Source organism: Psychrobacillus sp. L4 (assembly GCF_042944905.1).
GTDB lineage: Bacteria > Bacillota > Bacilli > Bacillales_A > Planococcaceae > Psychrobacillus.
In genome coordinates, this window is record NZ_CP168496.1 from 66482 (window position 1) to 85661 (window position 19180).

Sequence of the window (19180 nt, forward strand, 5' to 3'; positions counted from 1 at the left end):
ATGAATGAAATTACAATAATTGGACTTGGAGCGAGTGATTTAGATCAGTTACCTCTAGGGATATATAAAAAACTAAAAGCAGCTGAGCATCTGTATGTTCGGACGGAGCAGCATTCAGTTTTACAGGAATTAAAAAAAGAAGGTCTAACTTGGACAAGTTTTGATGCAATATATGAGAAAAATGAACAATTTGAAGGGGTTTATGAGGAAATTGTCGAAACACTTCTTCAGCTAGCAAATGAATATTCCATTATGTATGCAGTGCCTGGACATCCGTTAGTAGCAGAACAAACCGTGCAGTTATTAATCGAAGCGGAACAACAAGGGAAAGTGAAGATTCATATCGAGGGTGGGCAAAGCTTTTTGGATCCCATTTTTGGAGCACTGCGAATAGACCCTATTGAAGGGTTCCAATTGCTAGATGGAACAAGCTTGAAACGGGACACTATTCAAATGAATTCGCATGTACTAATAGGGCAAGTGTATGATGCGTTTAGTGCCTCTGAAGTAAAACTAACGCTCATGGAAAAGTATCCAGATGAATATGAAGTAACGATTGTAACTGCGGCTGGTTCTACAAAGGAAAAGTTAACGAAGGTGCCACTATTCGAGCTAGATCGAGTAATGGAATTAGATAATTTAACTACTTTATATGTTCCACCGATACGTGAACAAGAAGATCGGTTGAAGGAGTGGCAAACACTACGTCAGATTGTGGCTGATTTAAGGGGTCCTAATGGTTGTCCGTGGGATCAAGAACAAACACATTCAACTCTGAAGAAATTCGCGGTAGAAGAAGTGTATGAACTATTACAGGCGATTGATGAAGAAGATGATCATCATATTGTCGAAGAGCTCGGTGACGTACTTTTACAAGTATTTTTACATGCGCAAATAGGGGAAGATAACGGCTACTTTAGTCTAGAGGATATACTTCAATCAGTTTCAGATAAGATGATTCGTAGGCATCCTCATGTCTTTGGAGATGTTATTGCGAATGATTCAGAAGAAGTGCTTCGTAATTGGCAACAAATCAAATCAGAAGAGAAGAAAGAAGCCATAGGGTCACTATTGGACGGAGAAATGCGATCGGATTCTTCCTTGCTTACATCTTTTAATTATCAAAAAAAAGTCGCTAAAGTCGGTTTTGATTGGCCTGATGTGACTGGTGCTTGGGAGAAATTTGAGGAAGAGCTGGATGAATGGAAAATAGAGTTGAAAGATGGCACGAGTGACGCGCAAGTGGACGAACTAGGAGATGTGTTATTTACAATTGTCAATTTGGCGCGTTTTTATGGTTTATCTCCAGAACAAGCGATAATTCAAGCAAATGAAAAGTTTAAAAGAAGATTTCAATTCATTGAGTCAAGTGTGAAAAAAGGTAAAGGCGACTTTTCACTTTATCATTTAGATGAGCTTGACGATTTTTGGAAAGAAGCAAAGAAATTAGAGAGGTAGGGATATTATGAGATTAGATAAATATTTAAAAGTATCACGGCTGATAAAACGTAGAACGCTTGCCAAAGAAGTGGCAGATCAGGGGAGAATAACGATTAACGGAAAAGTGGCAAAAGCTAGTTCTGATGTGAAGGCTTTAGACGAACTATCCATTCGTTTCGGACAAAAAGTGGTTACAGCTACCGTTGATACTATTAAGGACTCTGCGAAAAAAGAAGATGCTGCATCCATGTACACAATTATCAAAGAAGAAAGACTAGAAAAAATAGATCCAGCATTTATGGATGATGAAGATTAAGAAAAAGCATGGCATTTGTCATGCTTTTTTTTTATGTGCATACAATACAAAGATAGGACAAGGAGAGGAGAGAGTATATGCAATTTCAAGCAGAAAATCAAACAATTACCATTCCATCGGGGGATCACTTGATTTCACTAAGAAATCGAAAAAGAATGGATTTAACTTCGGTAAAGTCCATTGAACGATTTGATCAAACAGAATTTTATGTAAGAACATCCCAAGGAATCCTTCACATTAAAGGAGAAGAATTAAAGATTGTTCATTTAGACGTAGATAAAGGCCTCCTTACATTAGAAGGAATCGTTCGAGTAATGCAATACGACGAGGAGCAGCAGGCTGACGGAGCAAGAGGATTACTTCATAAACTGTTCGGATGACACTCTCTCTCCAATTTGTTAGCTTATTATTGTTGATGGTGAGTGGAATTCTAATTGGGGCAATCATTGAAGGGACGCGCTTTCTAACAGGAAGTTTTTCAAAGCGTTCCTTTATTTTTAAATATCGAATAGGTATTGAAGTAATTATCTGGATATCACTTGGTTTAGGAACCTTTTTCTTGCTGTATGAAGTACGGGACGGGATATGGAGAGTTTATGATCCTTTGGCGCAATTATTAGGTATTCTTTTATACGAAAAGTTATTTCAGCCCGCATTTCAATTGACGGGAAGGATCTTTTTGCGTTTAATCGTTAAGCCTATATGGTTTATACTACACGCATTTATAACAGTTATAGGTAAAATTATTAGTTTAATCTTCCTGTTAATATTAGCCATTATTAAACCATTTCGTTATATATATATAAAAACACTGCATTTGGCCCTTCAGAAAAAACCAAACTTCCGTTATAATAAAAAGTACACGAAAAATTGAAACAGTTTGACGGGAGAGGGCGAAGTGGGAGAAAATCAAAGGAAAGCACCTTTTGAGAAACAACTTGCATCAATTAATACTGATTACGTTCGCTCGATTGAACGTCAAGAAAACCGTAAACAGGCCAAAAGAATTCGTTTATTCAGACGCTTATCTATATTTGGGGTTGTGTCCGTTGTAATTATTGGTATTTTAATTTCCACATTGATAAATAGCAATAATGCTTTAGAAGAAAAAAGAAAGAAAAAAGAACAAGTTACAGAAGACCTTGCAAAAGTACAAGAAGAGCAAGAATTGTTGAAACTTCAAATTTCCAAATTAAATGATGATGAGTACATTGGCAAATTATTGAGAAGAGATTACTTTCTGTCAGAAGAAGGAGAAATTATTTTTGCTTTGCCTGATAGCAATGAAAAATAAGATAAAATAACGTTTCAAAAGAGTAGTCTTATTGACACTCTTTTTTTGTTGGCTATAATAAAGGTAGGGTCTGTATGAAAAAATCGTATATACTCGTTATAGAGTCGCTTAAATTTTAAGGAGGAGCATTTTTTTTATGTCAATTGAAGTAGGCAGCAAGGTAGAAGGTAAAGTAACAGGAATCACAAACTTCGGAGCATTCGTCGAGCTACCAGGAGGCTCAACAGGTCTGGTTCACATTAGCGAAGTTGCGGATAATTATGTGAAAGATATTAATGAGCATTTGAAGGTTGGAGATGTTGTTGAAGTTAAGGTGATGAATGTTGAAGCGGATGGCAAAATCGGATTATCTATTCGTAAAGCAAAGCCTCAAGCGGAAAGACCAGAGAGACCAGAACGTCCTCAGCGTCCACGTAACAACAATCGTTCAAATGATCGCGATCGTCCGATGAAAGAGAATTTTGAGCAAAAAATGACACGATTCTTAAAGGATAGTGAAGATCGTTTGTCTACGTTAAAGCGTGCAACAGAATCTAAGCGCGGTGGCAGAGGCGCTAAAAGAGGATAAATTGCTGTCTGTTTTATCGGTAGAAAAAATGTTTAATAGATGGAATTATTAAAAGCCCAACGTTTGTTGGGTTTTTTTTTATTGTCTGAAGAAGGATGGAATATTCAATGACAAGTGAATAGGATAGGGAAACAAGTAACTAAATAAGTTGGTCAATATACTTTGACGTTTGCTTTCTTTTAATATAGTATAATACCTAGTAATTCTATAAGAATAAAGGGGGATAAAAATGAAAAAAATTTATACTTTATTATTTGCTATTGTTGCTTCGGTTTTCATGCTTGCGGCATGCGGAAACTCAGATGAAAAAACATCTGATAAAAACAATGCAAGCGCGGACAAAGCTAATGGGGATCTATTAGCAAAAATTCAAGGAAAAGGTGAGTTATTAATTGGTACAGAAGGGACATATCCACCATTCTCATTCCATGACGATTCAGGGAAGTTAACAGGTTTTGACGTAGAACTAGCAGAAGAAGTGGCTTCACGTTTAGGCGTAAAACCAAAATTTATGGAAACACAATGGGATGCTATTTTTGGAGGTCTTGATTCAAAGCGGTTCGATCTAATAGCGAACCAAGTAGGGATTCGTGAAGATCGATTAGAAAAATATAATTTCTCGAAGCCATATATTTCATCGGCAGCTGTATTAGTAACAAATATGGATAACAACGACGTGAAAAGTTTTGAAGATATTAAAGGTTTACAAGCTGCTCAGACACTAACAAGTAACTTCGGAGATTTAGCAAAATCATATGGAGCAACGTTAGTAGGGGTAGAAGGTTTTAACCAAGCAATAGAGTTGATAAATTCAAAACGTGTAGATGTTACGATTAATGATAAATTATCAGTGTTAGATTTTAAAAAAAATAAGCCTGATGCAGCGGTAAAAATTGTTGCAGAAGCAGATGATGCTTCTCAAAGTGGTTTTATGTTCCGGAAAGGGAACGAAACTTTAGTCGAAGCAGTAAATAATGCGTTGAATGAAATAATTGAAGATGGTACGTACGAAAAAATTTCTCACAAATGGTTTGGCGAAAATGTTTTGGAATAGTTTTGACATAGACCCTGACAAATTAGATCGTTATATAACAATAGCGAGATCCTCCCTTCATCCTTTGCTGGAGGGAGCTGTTGTCTATACGCTTCCGTTATCGCTTATTACCTTTGTACTCGGGTTAGCGATAGGTGTGTTGACAGCCCTTTCCCGAATTTCGAACGCAAAAACGCTTCAATGGATTGCTAGAGCTTATGTTTCTGCAATTCGTGGCACACCTTTACTCGTACAATTGTTTATTTTGTTTTATGGTCTGCCATCCATTGGAATTGTAATTGATCCGTTCCCTGCTGCTGTTTTAGGATTTTCGTTAAACGTTGGTGCGTATGCTTCTGAAGTGATTCGTGCTGCTATTTTGTCGATTCCAAAAGGTCAATGGGAAGCTGCACAAATGATAGGTATGAATTATGTACAAATGATGCGACGTGTTATTTTACCGCAGGCAACACGTGTATCCATTCCGCCATTATCAAACACTTTTATTAGCCTAGTTAAAGATACATCGCTTGCCTCTCTGATTTTAGTAACTGAAATGTTCAGACGAGCACAAGAAATTGCTGCGACAAACTATGAATTCCTTTTGCTATATGCTGAAGTTGCCATTCTGTATTGGATCATCTGCTTCCTCCTGTCTATTGTTCAAAGCAACTTAGAAAATCGATTTGATCGGTATGTATCGAAATGATGGAATGGAAGGGGAGTTTATGATGATTCATATACAAGGATTGGTAAAACGTTTTAATCAGGTCGAAGTACTAAGAGGAATTGATTTATCCATTGAGAAAGGACAGGTAATCGTTGTCATCGGACCATCAGGATCTGGAAAGACAACATTATTACGCTGTTTAAATGTGTTGGAGGTACCATCTGAAGGGATTATTAGAATTGGTGATCAAGTGCTAGATTTTTCAAAACGAATGGCGAAAAAAGAAGTAGAAAGCTTCCGAAAAAAGTCTGCGATGGTCTTTCAGCACTATAATCTTTTCCCACATATGACAGTGCTACAAAATGTGATGGAAGGTCTAGTTACGGTAAAAAAGGAAGATAAGGGAAAAGCCAGAGAAAAAGCTGCTATTCTTTTACAAAAGGTAGGACTCGCAGATAAGCTCGATTATTATCCAAACCAATTATCAGGCGGACAACAACAACGTGTGGGTATTGCGCGAGCACTTGCACTTGAACCAGAGGTAATGCTGTTTGATGAGCCGACATCAGCGTTAGATCCTGAACTAGTAGGGGAAGTTCTTCAAGTAATGAAAGACTTAGCTGGAGAAGGCATTACCATGGTTGTAGTGACACATGAAATGCGTTTTGCGAATGATGTAGCCAATGAAGTGCTCTTTATGGATCAAGGGCGAATTATTGAACGCAGCACACCGAGTGACATGTTCATGCATCCAAAAGAAGAACGTACTCGCCAGTTTTTAAACTTAATAAAATAAATCGAAGCGTCCACAGAAAATTTGTGGGTGTTTTTTTGCCGGAATAAATTGGTGAAAATGACTCGAAAAAGAAGGTAGATTGAAATCTCACCTCGAATTAAGTAAGAAATGAAAAAGGAGGAGTGATTCAATTGAAAAAGGAAGAGATACTTGAACACCAACGGAACTACATAGCGTGGATAGAAACCTTGCAAGAGCTTTCGGAAGAACTAGCGACATCTCCGTACGCAGAAGGGAAATGGTCCCCAAATGAAATAGTTATGCACTTAGCAGAATGGGATAGGTTTACATTAGAAGAACGTCTCCCGCAAATGAAAGAAGGGGAAAAACTTGAAAGGTTTCCCGATTTCGAAGGCTTTAATGCAAAAGCAGCAGGCCGTGCTCAGGGGCTGGCATTTAAAGAAACCCTTAGGTACGCTAAGCAACAACGTCAAGCTATTATAGAGCAACTTCAGGAAATTGATGAAGTTGAATGGGACAAAGTATTCTTTATCGGTGAGCACCAGTTATCGATTCGCAATTATTTCACCGATTTTATTGAACATGACAATCATCACAAAATGCAAATTTCAAATATCTAAAAGTTTGGTATGTTAGAAATCCAGTATCTCCGGTGTTTAAAGTTGACTCTCGTATTTAGGATATCCTATATAGGTAACTTCTTGGATTAAATTCAGCAGACTATTGGTTATTAGCTAGTCGGACTAAGCGCTCTAGCATTCGCTTTTAGCGGGTCTAAATCCTATTATTTATATGAAGCAAAAGATCTCCTATTTTAATCGGAGGCACTAAATTAAAAATAAGTAGTATCTATTGATAAAAATGCGCTGAGCGGACGAAATTGTAACTTCGTCCGCTTTTAAAAGAGTAGGAAGGAATTTATTCTCTCATTAACCAAACCTTACGCACCTTGTCTCTACCTATTTCAAGAGGGCGACGGACAAACATTCGCCACAAGATTACCGAAAAAAGAGTATCTGGAAGTGACGTGTCACTTCCAGATACTCCATAAAAGTCTTCGTTAAGAGTGTAGTCAATGTTTCGTCCAAAGCACTCCGGAAATAGTAAAGACAGGTGCACTTAAAGGACGCTAGCGCTTTTCTTATTGCACAGGATTGTCTAACGCTGTTTTGTGCCATCTCATATAAAGTTAACTATTTACATAGAGAAATGGTTGCTTTCAGTGTAGAATCTGTAGCTTTCACCTTACAGTTAGTCGCTCTATGACAGTTTTTAACTTTTTAGTTTTTGATAATACCAGTATTTCTGTGGAATTTGAGAAAAATAGATAGCATCCATTGATAAAAAGGCGCTGAGCGGACGAAATTGCATCTTCGTCCGCTTTTAAAAGAGTAGGTCAGCATCTTATCTCTCATTATCCAAATCAAATGCATCATGTCTCTACATATTCCAAGAGGGCGACGGACAAACACCCGCCACAAGATTACCGAAAAAAATGTTCACAATCCATAGCACTAACGGTAATAGTATAGCAATTGTTTCGTCCAAAGCACTCCGGAAATAGTAAAGACAAAATGCACTTAAAGGACACTAGCGTTTTTCTTACTTATTTCCCTAATGAAAATCCATCGAATAAGCGACCGCCATATGGCTCCAATACTTTGTCAGCGATTTTAATTATTTTATTTTTGTCGCCAGTTTTATAATAAAAATCGAAAGCTTCGACAAATTGTTCCGTAAACTGCTCGTCATAATTTTTTAATGCACGTACAATCCATTTAGATGTACCAATCCATTTACGATTAGATCGTAAAACAAATTCACTTACTAGTTCAGCTAATGTATGAGCGATAAAGATATCTTCCGCTCTACTTTTACTTCCAATAAAGTCTTCTAAAGCATCTGTGATAAAGTATCGTTTTATATTTATTGTGTCGATAGACTATGCTTCCGGACCTTTAGCTATTAGTTGTCTGGCTTCTTTTTGGATTGGATCTAAGATGCCCTCGTCTTTCAAGACAATCCCTTCGGCAACCATTTTAGGTAAAGAAGGTCTAGCTCTTTTGCTATCACTTTCAAAGAAACTTTTGTATGACGTTAAATTATGGACAAAAAATTCAATTGGCCAACCACCTACTACTAATGATTCTCTGTAGCAAAAGGGAATATCTTGAATGAATACTACGATATCAAAACAGAAGTCTCTGTCGTTTCTCCTCGGACTGTACTTCCTGCTATAAGAGCACCTTGGCAGTTAGAAAAGTTTTGAGAAATGAATTGAGTAGCAGCTTCAAAAGGTTTTAGTCTATTTGTATTCATTGATGATTCTCCTTTATTTTTAATATTAAAAAAAGCAGATTCAAAAGATTTCACTTTTGAACCTGCTTTTTATTTGATGACCCCTACGGGATTCGAACCCGTGTTACCGCCGTGAAAGGGCGGTGTCTTAACCGCTTGACCAAGGGGCCATATGCTAAAAAAAATGGCGGCAGAGGGAGTCGAACCCACGACCTTTCGGGTATGAACCGAATGCTCTAGCCAGCTGAGCTACGCCGCCGTTTTTAACGAACAAATTAAATATTACAAGCGATTGGTCAAAGTGTCAATACTTCTATGAAAAAAAATTAAAATTTTTTCATTAATTGACTAAAAGAGTCGAAAACTTTTTAAAAGCAAATGCCAGAAAGAGACATACTTTTTGTTCTATTTGTAGGTATACTTCCATCAATAGCTGAATAGGAGGTATGTTACTTTTGAAAACGATGTATGAGCAAGGTCAAAAAAAGGGTTTTACGTGGAGAAAGGTTTTAGAGGGATTACAAGTACGAAAAGTATCCATTTCATTTAACATTGTTTTTTTTATTCTTGCTTTTTTCTTAGCACAAGTCGTACTATTTGAAGCTTCCGTTCCATTTTTCCTTCCAATATGGGCATTGGTAAACTTACGGTTTCAACGCTTTTTACCTTGGACAATTGCCGGGGCTTTACTCGGGAGTGTTACGTTAGGACTTGGACAAGTGTTAATTCATGCGATGCAAGCGATGATTTTTCCACTCTATTTAAAAAAGTTTATAAAGAAAATACCTTTACCCCTGTTTGTACTTATAGATGTTATTTGTACACAAGTTATTTGGCAATATATTTCGTATGCAGGAAGTATTCCAGGTTCTGTTTGGCTTGCAATAGGATATGAAGGTGTTTTGAGCTTGTTTATGACTATATTCCTTTTTCAACTATTTCTCCCATTACCAGATTTTCTTCATAGAAGATGGACAGCGGAAAGAATGGGGGCGGCTCTGTTAATAGGCGCATTAGTGTTAACGGGGATGTCTTCCTTTATTTTCGGATATGTTTCTATCCCTTTATTGTTAGCACATTTAGTAATTGCCATAGCTGCTGCAGTTGGCGGTGTTCAACTTGCGACCGTTGTTGCAGTGCTAGCTGGAACCGTATTAAGTATTTCTAAACTGAGTTTTAGTGGAATGATCGCTGTATATGCCATTACTGGATTTTTAGCTGGATTACACAAACCATTTGGTAGGCTGTGGCAGGCATTCAGTATGCTGGGGGCAACATTTTTCTTTATATTATACGATCATACGTTACCGCTAGATTCTGTTTATATAGGTTCGCTTGTTACTGCTTCGTTATTGTTTTTTGCAATCCCTTCCAAATGGATTAAGTATTTAAAAGATCAACTTTATCCTGATACTTCTAATATCCTCATACGTAGACAAAAATGGATGACTGAAAAAGTGAATAATCAGTTGAAAGAATTTCAGCATTTTGCCGATTTTATTACTCGGTTTATATCGGATCGATTTGACTCTAGAGGAAAGGTTCAAAAAGAACAGAGTAAGTCTTTTTCAACATGTCAGTCCTGTTTTCAGTATGAAAAGTGCTGGGGAGAGAAGTCTAATGGTATTCCTTTGCTAATGGAACAATGGGAAGATGAAACCAAAAAAAGTAGAATACAATTAGAAAAGAAAATACAATATAAATGTGTAAAGCCCGGGCAAATAATTCAAGAGTTGACAGAGAGGGAAGTAAAAAGGAAGTTAAATAACCAAATACAACATGGTAAAAAGATGTATGCATTAAAGCTTCGTGATATGGGGAACCATATGAGTGATCTTATAAATAATCTAGATAATAGTATGACTTTATATACATCTCACGAGGAAGAGGTGAAGAAGAAGTTTCAACAATGTAACATCCCTTTTTTTCAAATAGATGTTTTGAATATAGCGGTTGGGCAGATGGAAGTAGTTTGTTGTCTACCTGTAGAATCAAAAGCCAAAATGGTTGGCGAACGATTAATATTACCTATTTTTTACGAGTTATGGAAAGAACCTTTTGAAATAACCTCTATGAAGGAATTGCATCATCCGTATGAGCATATACAAATGACTTGTAAATCTTCCGTTCGTTTTCAAGTAAAACATGATATTTATACATCATCTAGTAGAAATACGATTTACTCTGGGGACGCACATGCTGTGTTTTCGCTACATCCTGGTTTACTGGCTGTTATTTTATCCGACGGAATGGGGAATAATATTGAAGCGCATAGAGAAAGTAGAAGAGTAATGCATTTTATGCGGGAATGTTTAAATAAAAAAATGGATCCAGAAACCACCATGCATACACTCCATTATATGATGAGCTTGCAAGATGATACAGATAGTTATGCAACGGTAGATCTTGGGTTGATTGATTTACAAAAAGGAGAACTTTGGTCTTGGAAAGCGGGTAGTATGTCAACTTACTTAATAAGAGGAAATGACATGCGCAAAATCGAAAGTAAGCATGTGCCATTTGGGTTTTTACCCACTTTTACAATTGAGGCAAGAAAAGTGGATATAAAAGATGGAGATATATTATTAATGTTATCAGATGGAGTTTTTTCATCAAATACTTCCATCGAAAAACAAGAAATGTATTACCAAAAAATACTACAAGATCCTAAAATGGACGCAGAGAGATTTGTAAAGAAACTGGAAGAAACATATTCTTTACCAGGGGACGATCGCACCGTTATTTTCATGCAAGTAAAACATGTCGTTCCGGAATGGTCTATTTTTTCGCCGCGCGAAACAGCAAAATTCCAAGAAAAGATGGTACACTAATAAGGAATACTAAAGCGCAGGGATCTGGATTATTACGAAGTGAGAACCGTTCATACGATGATATTAAATTAAGAGAGGTGAGAAGATGCTTCCGTTCGTCCTAAGGGTAAAAAAATATATTGACAAGCATAAGTTGATAGAAAAAGGAGAGCGTCTTCTTATCGCTTGTTCTGGTGGAGCAGATTCAGTTGCATTGGTGCGTGTATTGCATGCACTTCAAAAAGACTATGCATTTGATATCGCTATTGTTCATACAGACCATCAGTTAAGAGGAGAAGAGTCTGAAGAGGATATGCGATTTGTTGAGCAACTTGCGGAAGCTCTACAGTTACCTTTTTACGGCACAAAAATTGAAGTTCCACACAGGGTTGCCTTTGAAGGTGGTAATGTTCAGGTTATTTGTAGAGAAGAACGCTATGCATTTTTCGAAAAGATAATGGAACAGCATAACTATCAAAAATTAGTACTAGGTCACCATGCAGATGATCAAATTGAAACCGTTGTGATGTCGTTGGTGAGAGGATTACTTTCGCCCTCTATCACAGGAATACCAAAGATAAGGTCTTTTTCAATAGGAGAAATTATTCGCCCTTTTTTATGTGTAACAAAGGATGAAATCTTAGACTATCTACATTTACTTCATCAAACTTTTAGACATGATCCAAGCAATGACAAACATACATATACCCGAAATAGAATCCGGCATAAAGTAGTGCCGCTATTAGTGGAAGAAAATGCACATGTAAGTGACAAAATTCAATCATTTGTGGAGAAGCAACAACAGGATGATGCATTTCTTAAAGCGATGGCGAAAGAAAAGTTTGAACAGCTTGTGACGGTAGATTCAAATGGCACCTTTTTTCTTGATGCAATGCGCTTTGCTGAAGTTCCCAACGCTTTACAAAGAAGAGTAGTTCTACTACTATTAAACTATCTCTACAAAGAATCCGAGATCCTACTAAATGAACGTTTAATTGAGTCCATTCTTTCAGCTTGTAGTGAGCAACAAGGTAATGTGGTGATCCATTTGCCTAACACTTTTTTTCTCGTCCGTCATTATGATAAGGTCCAGTTTACATCTTCCTATCTCGAACCTGAATTATCAGGGGAAATTATGATTCAAGAGGATCGCTGGCATGAAATTGGTGCTGGTTTTTCGATTTATCTAACAAGAAGCTTAGAGGGAACTATTTCAGATGAAAAGTGGTTTGTTCAGTTGGAAAATGATTCACTTCCGCTTTTTATTAGGCAAAAAGCAAAAGGTGACCGCATTCATGTGAAAGGGATGTCCTCGTTAAAGAAAGTTTCTCGATTATTTATAGATGAAAAAGTCTCAGCAGAGGATCGGCGTGTTTGGCCACTGCTTGTAAATCAGAATAATGATATACTAGCGGTTATTGGACTTCGTTACGAAGATCGTTTTTCAAGGGAGTATCAAGGACAAAACTATGTCATATACTTAAAACAAAATTAACTATTAGGGGGGACTATAATGTTAGAAAAAGACATTTTAGAAATTCTATTAACGGAAGAACAAATTCAAGAAAAGACTCGTGAATTAGGAGCAACACTAACAGCTGACTATAAAGATAAGTTCCCGCTTGCTATTGGAATTTTAAAGGGGGCAATGCCATTTATGTCCGACTTGATGAAACGTGTGGACACGTACATTGAGATGGATTATATGGATGTATCAAGTTACGGAAATGCTACTGTATCTTCTGGAGAAGTAAAAATTATTAAAGATTTAAATACAAGTGTAGAAGGACGAGACATTTTAATCATTGAAGACATTATTGATAGTGGGATGACATTAAGCTATTTAGTAGATCTATTCAAATATCGTAAAGCAAAATCGATTAAACTTGTTACATTGCTTGATAAACCAACCGGTCGAAAAGTAGATTTGAAAGCCGATTATGTTGGCTTCGAAGTTCCAGATGCATTTGTTGTTGGTTACGGATTAGATTATGCCGAAAAATATCGTAATCTACCTTATGTTGGTGTGTTGAAGAAAGAAGTTTACTCTTTTTAGATAGAAGTGTATCGTGCAGGTTTTATTCAAAATCTGGGCGCAAATATACCAAGGCATATTTGATTACTGAACTGAAAGGCTTTTCATTGTACGTGAAAAAAATCGTATGATAAGATTACATATAGTTTTTCTGTTTACCTTGTGAGGAGGCTGGGAATGAATCGAGCATTGCGTTACGCTATATTATACCTATTAATATTTTTTGTGATTGTTGGGATTTTTGCGACGTTTAATACAAGCAACACACCAACTAAAAATATTAATTATACTGAATTTATGACTTCACTTTCAAAAGGAGAAGTAACAAGCTTTACAATGCAGCCGGAACAAGGTGTATATTTTGTTGAAGGTGAGATGAAGGGCTATAAAGAAGGAGAAAAGTTTTTAACAAAGCTACCTCCTAATAGTACTAATCTGCAAGCGAAAATTGATGCACTGGCAGAAGCTGGATCAGTCAAAGTAGATGTAAAAGAGACTTCTAAAACAAGTGGCTGGGTTCAATTTTTCACTGGATTATTACCATTCTTGATTATCATTATTTTATTCTTCTTCTTATTGAGTCAATCACAAGGCGGTGGTAACCGTGTGATGAACTTTGGTAAGAGTAAAGCAAAATTATACGATAATGAAAAGAAAAAAGTAAGGTTTACAGATGTTGCTGGAGCAGATGAGGAAAAGGCTGAACTAGTAGAAGTTGTAGATTTCTTAAAAGACCCACGTAAATTCGTGGAAATCGGAGCTCGTATTCCGAAAGGGATCTTATTAGTAGGTCCTCCGGGTACGGGTAAAACATTACTTGCTCGTGCAGTAGCAGGGGAGTCTGGAGTTCCGTTCTTCTCTATTAGTGGATCGGATTTCGTTGAAATGTTTGTCGGAGTTGGGGCATCTCGTGTTCGTGATTTGTTTGAAAACGCGAAGAAAAATGCACCTTGTATTATTTTTATAGATGAAATTGATGCGGTAGGTCGTCAACGTGGAGCTGGTCTTGGTGGTGGGCATGATGAACGTGAACAAACACTCAACCAATTACTTGTTGAAATGGATGGTTTCGGTGCAAATGAAGGTATTATTATCATTGCTGCAACGAATAGACCAGATGTTTTAGACCCGGCACTTCTTCGTCCAGGTCGTTTTGACCGTCAAATTACAGTAGGGCGTCCGGATGTTAAAGGACGTGAAGCAGTACTTAAAGTGCATGCTCGCAATAAACCTTTAGATGAATCAGTAGACTTAAAAGCAATTGCACAACGTACACCAGGATTCTCAGGAGCGGATTTAGAAAACTTATTAAATGAAGCCGCGCTAGTAGCTGCTAGACGTGATAAGAAAAAGGTTGATATGAGTGATATTGATGAAGCAACAGATCGGGTAATTGCTGGACCAGCAAAATCCGGTAAAGTTATTTCTGAAAAAGAACGTAATATTGTTGCATTCCATGAAGCAGGACATGTGGTTATCGGATTAACACTAGATGATGCAGAAATTGTGCATAAAGTGACAATCGTTCCACGCGGTCAAGCTGGAGGATATGCGGTAATGCTTCCAAAAGAAGACCGTTACTTCATGACAAAACCTGAACTGCTTGATAAAATCTCAGGTCTACTTGGTGGTCGTGTAGCGGAAGAGATTACATTTGGGGAAGTATCTACAGGTGCCCATAATGACTTCCAACGTGTAACTAGTATTGCGCGAAGCATGGTTACGGAGTACGGTATGAGTGATAAATTAGGTCCTATGCAGTTTGGTCAAGCGCAAGGCGGTAACGTCTTCCTTGGACGTGACTTTAACTCAGAGCAAAACTATTCTGATGCAATTGCATATGAAATTGACCAAGAGATGCAAAGAATGATTAAAGAGCAATATGCGCGAACAAAACAAATATTAACGGAAAAACGTGAGTTATTAACTTTAATCGCGACAACGTTATTAGATGTAGAAACGTTGGATGCTGCTCAAATCAAACACTTAGAAGAACATGGAACACTTCCGGAACGCGTATATGATTTAGCGAACCAAGAAGTAAAAGTGGAAGAAAGTGAAGAAGTACCTGACGCGGTAGGTGCTCCAGCAGATCCATCTACTGGTGATTTACCTACAGAAAATGGTCCAACAGTTGAGCCGAAAAATTCAATTCAAGAAGAACGTAGAGATTAATAGAAGAAAAGGGCTGGTTGCTTCTCGTATTTATACGAGGCAACCAGCTTTTTTCTTTAGGTCTTTCTATGGTATGATGTGTGGGAAAACTTACGAAAAGTGAGGACAAGCTAGATGATACTTGTGCTAGATACAGGGAATACAAATATTGTTTTAGGTGTATATGAAAATGATAAGCTCATCCATCATTGGCGAATGGAAACAGATCGCCTAAAAACAGAAGATGAATACGGGATGCAAGTAAAAGCATTGTTTTCACATGCCAATATTTCTTTTGACCAAATAGAAGGTATTATTATTTCCTCCGTTGTACCACCCATTATGTTTTCATTAGAAGCAATGTGTAAAAAATATTTTGGTATTAAACCACTAGTGGTAGGTCCTGGAGTCAAAACCGGATTGAATATTAAGTGCGAGAATCCACGTGAAGTGGGGGCAGATCGGATTGTAAATGCCGTCGCTGCTATTCATGCGTATGGTAGTCCCCTCATAATAGTTGACTTTGGAACTGCCACGACTTATTGTTTTGTCAATGAACAGGATGAGTACATGGGAGGGGCAATAGCACCAGGAATTGGTATATCAACAGAGGCACTCTTTACTAGAGCGAGTAAACTTCCTCGAATAGAGTTAACAAGACCAGAACATGTAGTAGGAAAAAATACTGTTTCTGCAATGCAGTCTGGTATTGTTTATGGGTATGTTGGACAAGTAGAAGGTATAGTAAATCGGATAAAAAAAGTATCAAAACACACTCCTAAAGTGATTGCAACGGGCGGTATGGCAAATCTAATAGGAGATGAAACAACAATCGTGGATGTAATAGATCCTTTTTTAACGTTAAAAGGATTATATCTAATATATCAACGAAACTTAAATGAAAAAGGAATGAAATAAATGAGTGATTATTTAGTAAGAGCGTTAGCTTTTAAAGGAAGTGTACGTGCATTTGCAGTGCGGACAACAGAAACTGTTGGAGAAGCGCAAAGACGTCACCAAACATGGCCAACTGCATCAGCGGCACTTGGAAGAACCATGACTGCTGCGGTTATGATGGGGGTTATGTTAAAAGGTGAGGATAAGCTCACGATTAAAGTAGAAGGTAATGGTCCGATTGGCCCGATGATAATTGATAGCAATGCAAAAGGAGAAGCTCGTGGCTATGTAACGAATCCGCAGACACATTTCGATTTAAATGAAGTTGGGAAATTAGATGTTCGTCGTGCGGTTGGAACGGAAGGGACATTAACCATCGTAAAAGATCTTGGTTTAAGAGACTTTTTTACAGGACAAGTGCCAATCGTTTCTGGAGAAATTGGGGAAGACTTTACGTATTATTTTGCTGTATCCGAGCAAGTTCCATCATCTGTTGGTCTAGGGGTATTGGTTAATCCGGACAATACAATTCTAGCGGCAGGTGGGTTTATCATTCAACTGATGCCAGGTACCGATGATGAAACGATTACAATTATTGAAGAAAAACTAAAAATAATGGAGCCCGTATCAAAAATGATTGAAAAAGGGTTAACACCAGAAGAATTGCTTTTTGAAATCTTAGGAAAAGATAATGTGCAGGTTTTGGACTCTACTCCTGTTTCGTTTGCGTGCAATTGTTCAAAAGAACGGTTTGGTAGTGCGATTATTAGTTTAGGTGAAAAAGAAATTCGAGAAATGATTGAGGAAGATAAAGGGGCAGAAGCGCATTGCCATTTCTGTATGGAGAAATATTTATACTCAATAGAGGAATTGGAGTCATTCATCGATGAAATCAACGCGTGATAACTTTAATCCACCACAAAAACGACATTTAAAAACAAAACCAGTGTTACTCCTACTTGGCATTCTTTTGCTTGGCAATTTCCTGTGGTTTATTGCTTGGTTGACACCGAATGAGAAGGTCAGTGAAACGGAAGAAGTCGCTTCTGTTGGTGGGAAAGTTATTACAAAGGAAGAATGGATGGCTTCGATGGAAGCGATGTACGGGAAAGAAGTGTTATTGGATTTAGTAAATGCAAAAGTGATGGAGGCAGCTGCTAAAAAGAATAATATACAAGTTACAGATCAAGAAATAGAACTCGAACTTGCTCTTATTCGTTCGACACAAGAAGGAACCGATACTTCTCTTCAAACATTTGATGAAGAAACGATGCGTCAAAAAGTACGATCTCGCTTAATTTTAGAAAAAGTTCTAGCGAAAGATATAGTAATAGAAGACGATGCAATAAAGGCATATTATGATAATAATAAAAACTTATATAATATACCTACTTCCTACCGAACAAGTATTATTTATACTACTACAGAGGATGAAGCAAAAGAAGTTGTAAAAGAACTGGAGAATGGCTCCTCCTTTGAAGGATTGGCAAGAGAACGCTCCAAAGATGCTAGTTCTGCAAGTTTGGGTGGAGACATCGGTTATGTATCGGCAGATGCGCAGTCGGTAGATACTGCCATTATCTCTGCCTTGCCAAACATAGAGGTTGGTAAGTGGAGTGATATTATTGCCTTGAAGGATGGGAGATTTGCAGTTACGCAAGTTGTAAATGTTTTTGAAGGTGAGTCATTTTCGTATGCGGATGTAAAAGACCATATTCACCGAGAGCTTGCACTAGATCAGCTCTCTCAATCTGTTACACCCGAAACATTTTGGCAAGAATTCAATGCCAAATGGTCGTATAGTGAGAAGTAACAGCGTATTCTATGGAGTATGCTGTTTTTTCTAATTTTCAGCCTTTTTCAATGTTCTTTTATTGACATTTATTCTCTGTCATTGGTATGATAAAAATAAAACCTATTAATATAGTAGGAATTAGGAGTGGGATAATGGCAAAGTTAGCGCAATCCGTAGTCGAATTAATTGGTAAAACGCCAGTAGTGAAATTAAACAGAGTTTCAAATCCTGAGGATGCCGAAGTGTATGTAAAATTAGAATACTTCAACCCGGGAAGTAGTGTAAAAGATCGTATTGCATTTGCCATGATTGAAGCTGCTGAAAAAGAGGGGAAATTACAAGAAGGTAGTACAATAATTGAACCTACTAGTGGTAATACAGGAATAGGCCTTTCGATGATTGCAGCTGCCAAAGGTTATAAAGCTGTATTAGTAATGCCAGATACAATGAGTTTAGAGCGTAGAAACCTCCTACGTGCTTATGGTGCCGACTTAGTGTTAACACCTGGAGCAGACGGGATGAAAGGTGCTATTGCAAGAGCAGAAGAACTGGCAAATGAAAATGGATGGTTTATGCCTCAACAATTTAACAATGAAGCAAACCCAGAAATTCATCGTTTAACAACAGGTCCTGAGATTGCAGAAGTATTTGACGAATTACACGGCTTTGTAGCAGGAATAGGTACTGGTGGAACAATCACTGGGGCTGGTAGTGTATTGAAAGAAAAATTCCCGGATATTCAGATTGTTGCAGTGGAACCAAAAGACTCCAATGTTCTATCTGGAGGTAAACCAGGTCCTCATAAAATACAAGGTATTGGTGCAGGATTTGTACCAAAGGTGTTAGATACAGAAATGTATCATTCTATTATTCAGGTATCAAATGAGGATGCTTATGCAACGTCACGTGAAGTTGCAAAATTAGAAGGTATACTTGGCGGCGTTTCTGCAGGTGCTGCTATTTACGGAGCCCTTCAACTTGCAAAACAACTTGGGAAAGGTAAAAAAGTTGTTGCAATTATTCCAGATAACGGAGAACGTTATTTAAGTACACCATTATACCAATTTGAGGACTAATATAAAAAGAGGAGTGGGGGCGTAAATGCTTCCACTT

General features: G+C 37.5%; 18 protein-coding genes, 2 tRNA genes and 1 pseudogene. 18 read left to right on the forward strand and 3 right to left on the reverse strand.

Annotated features, from left to right (window positions below; genetic code table 11):
- From mazG to ACEPXG_RS00355, 10 genes are all read left to right on the forward strand, one after another.
- Positions 1–1458, forward strand: a complete 1458-nt coding sequence (gene mazG / locus ACEPXG_RS00310; protein WP_391206177.1) for a nucleoside triphosphate pyrophosphohydrolase — start codon at positions 1–3, stop codon at positions 1456–1458.
- Positions 1459–1465: 7 nt separating this feature from the next.
- On the forward strand, positions 1466–1756 hold the full coding sequence (locus ACEPXG_RS00315; protein ID WP_151698348.1) for an RNA-binding S4 domain-containing protein: 291 nt from the start codon (positions 1466–1468) through the stop codon (positions 1754–1756).
- A 77-nt stretch (positions 1757–1833) separates the two neighbouring features.
- Positions 1834–2136 carry a sporulation protein YabP gene (gene yabP, locus ACEPXG_RS00320; protein WP_151698349.1) on the forward strand — a complete coding sequence of 101 codons (303 nt, stop codon included), beginning with the start codon at positions 1834–1836 and terminating at the stop codon, positions 2134–2136.
- 35 nt (positions 2137–2171) lie between these two features.
- A complete protein-coding gene (gene yabQ / locus ACEPXG_RS00325; protein ID WP_391206180.1) occupies positions 2172–2630 on the forward strand; it encodes a spore cortex biosynthesis protein YabQ in 459 nt (152 codons plus the stop codon).
- Between the two features lie 24 nt (positions 2631–2654).
- Positions 2655–3050 (forward strand): FtsB family cell division protein, encoded by a 396-nt coding sequence (locus ACEPXG_RS00330; RefSeq protein WP_391206182.1) that lies wholly within the window; start codon positions 2655–2657, stop codon positions 3048–3050.
- A gap of 136 nt (positions 3051–3186) precedes the next feature.
- Entirely contained in the window at positions 3187–3618 is a 432-nt protein-coding gene (locus tag ACEPXG_RS00335; protein ID WP_151698352.1) for a S1 domain-containing RNA-binding protein, read from the forward strand.
- A 229-nt stretch (positions 3619–3847) separates the two neighbouring features.
- Positions 3848–4672: an amino acid ABC transporter substrate-binding protein gene (locus ACEPXG_RS00340; RefSeq protein WP_391206184.1), complete on the forward strand. Its 825-nt coding sequence runs from the start codon at positions 3848–3850 to the stop codon at positions 4670–4672.
- Positions 4659–5360, forward strand: coding sequence for an amino acid ABC transporter permease (locus ACEPXG_RS00345; RefSeq protein WP_391206187.1), 702 nt, complete (start codon positions 4659–4661; stop codon positions 5358–5360). Before ACEPXG_RS00340 ends, ACEPXG_RS00345 begins: the two co-directional genes overlap by 14 nt.
- Before the next feature lie 22 nt (positions 5361–5382).
- Positions 5383–6117 carry an amino acid ABC transporter ATP-binding protein gene (locus tag ACEPXG_RS00350; protein WP_391209707.1) on the forward strand — a complete coding sequence of 245 codons (735 nt, stop codon included), beginning with the start codon at positions 5383–5385 and terminating at the stop codon, positions 6115–6117.
- A gap of 131 nt (positions 6118–6248) precedes the next feature.
- Complete coding sequence (locus tag ACEPXG_RS00355) at positions 6249–6698, forward strand: DinB family protein (RefSeq protein WP_391206190.1); 450 nt, start codon at positions 6249–6251, stop codon at positions 6696–6698.
- Positions 6699–7684: 986 nt separating this feature from the next.
- Here ACEPXG_RS00355 and ACEPXG_RS00360 read toward each other — a convergent pair.
- The 3 genes and pseudogenes from ACEPXG_RS00360 to ACEPXG_RS00370 form a co-directional block, all read right to left on the reverse strand.
- Positions 7685–8397, reverse strand: a pseudogene (locus ACEPXG_RS00360) (nucleotidyltransferase domain-containing protein).
- Between the two features lie 77 nt (positions 8398–8474).
- A tRNA-Glu gene (locus tag ACEPXG_RS00365) sits at positions 8475–8546 on the reverse strand.
- 15 nt (positions 8547–8561) lie between these two features.
- Positions 8562–8635 (reverse strand) — tRNA-Met (locus ACEPXG_RS00370).
- A gap of 205 nt (positions 8636–8840) precedes the next feature.
- Between ACEPXG_RS00370 and ACEPXG_RS00375 the strand changes: the two genes are divergently transcribed.
- From ACEPXG_RS00375 to cysK, 8 genes are all read left to right on the forward strand, one after another.
- The gene (locus tag ACEPXG_RS00375; protein WP_391209709.1) at positions 8841–11207 is read left to right on the forward strand and encodes a SpoIIE family protein phosphatase; all 2367 of its coding nucleotides are present in this window, start codon (positions 8841–8843) and stop codon (positions 11205–11207) included.
- 85 nt (positions 11208–11292) lie between these two features.
- On the forward strand, positions 11293–12681 hold the full coding sequence (tilS, locus tag ACEPXG_RS00380) for a tRNA lysidine(34) synthetase TilS (protein ID WP_391206193.1): 1389 nt from the start codon (positions 11293–11295) through the stop codon (positions 12679–12681).
- Positions 12682–12699: 18 nt separating this feature from the next.
- A complete protein-coding gene (gene hpt, locus ACEPXG_RS00385) occupies positions 12700–13242 on the forward strand; it encodes a hypoxanthine phosphoribosyltransferase (RefSeq protein WP_151698356.1) in 543 nt (180 codons plus the stop codon).
- A gap of 156 nt (positions 13243–13398) precedes the next feature.
- Entirely contained in the window at positions 13399–15396 is a 1998-nt protein-coding gene (ftsH, locus tag ACEPXG_RS00390) for an ATP-dependent zinc metalloprotease FtsH (protein WP_391206196.1), read from the forward strand.
- 114 nt (positions 15397–15510) lie between these two features.
- On the forward strand, positions 15511–16293 hold the full coding sequence (locus ACEPXG_RS00395) for a type III pantothenate kinase (protein WP_391206199.1): 783 nt from the start codon (positions 15511–15513) through the stop codon (positions 16291–16293).
- Complete coding sequence (gene hslO, locus ACEPXG_RS00400) at positions 16294–17175, forward strand: Hsp33 family molecular chaperone HslO (RefSeq protein WP_391206201.1); 882 nt, start codon at positions 16294–16296, stop codon at positions 17173–17175.
- Positions 17159–18085: a peptidyl-prolyl cis-trans isomerase gene (locus ACEPXG_RS00405; RefSeq protein WP_391206203.1), complete on the forward strand. Its 927-nt coding sequence runs from the start codon at positions 17159–17161 to the stop codon at positions 18083–18085. The genes hslO and ACEPXG_RS00405 overlap by 17 nt, the downstream gene beginning before the upstream one ends.
- A 134-nt stretch (positions 18086–18219) precedes the next feature.
- Positions 18220–19143 carry a cysteine synthase A gene (gene cysK, locus ACEPXG_RS00410; RefSeq protein WP_391206205.1) on the forward strand — a complete coding sequence of 308 codons (924 nt, stop codon included), beginning with the start codon at positions 18220–18222 and terminating at the stop codon, positions 19141–19143.
- The last annotated feature ends 37 nt before the right edge of the window (positions 19144–19180 follow it).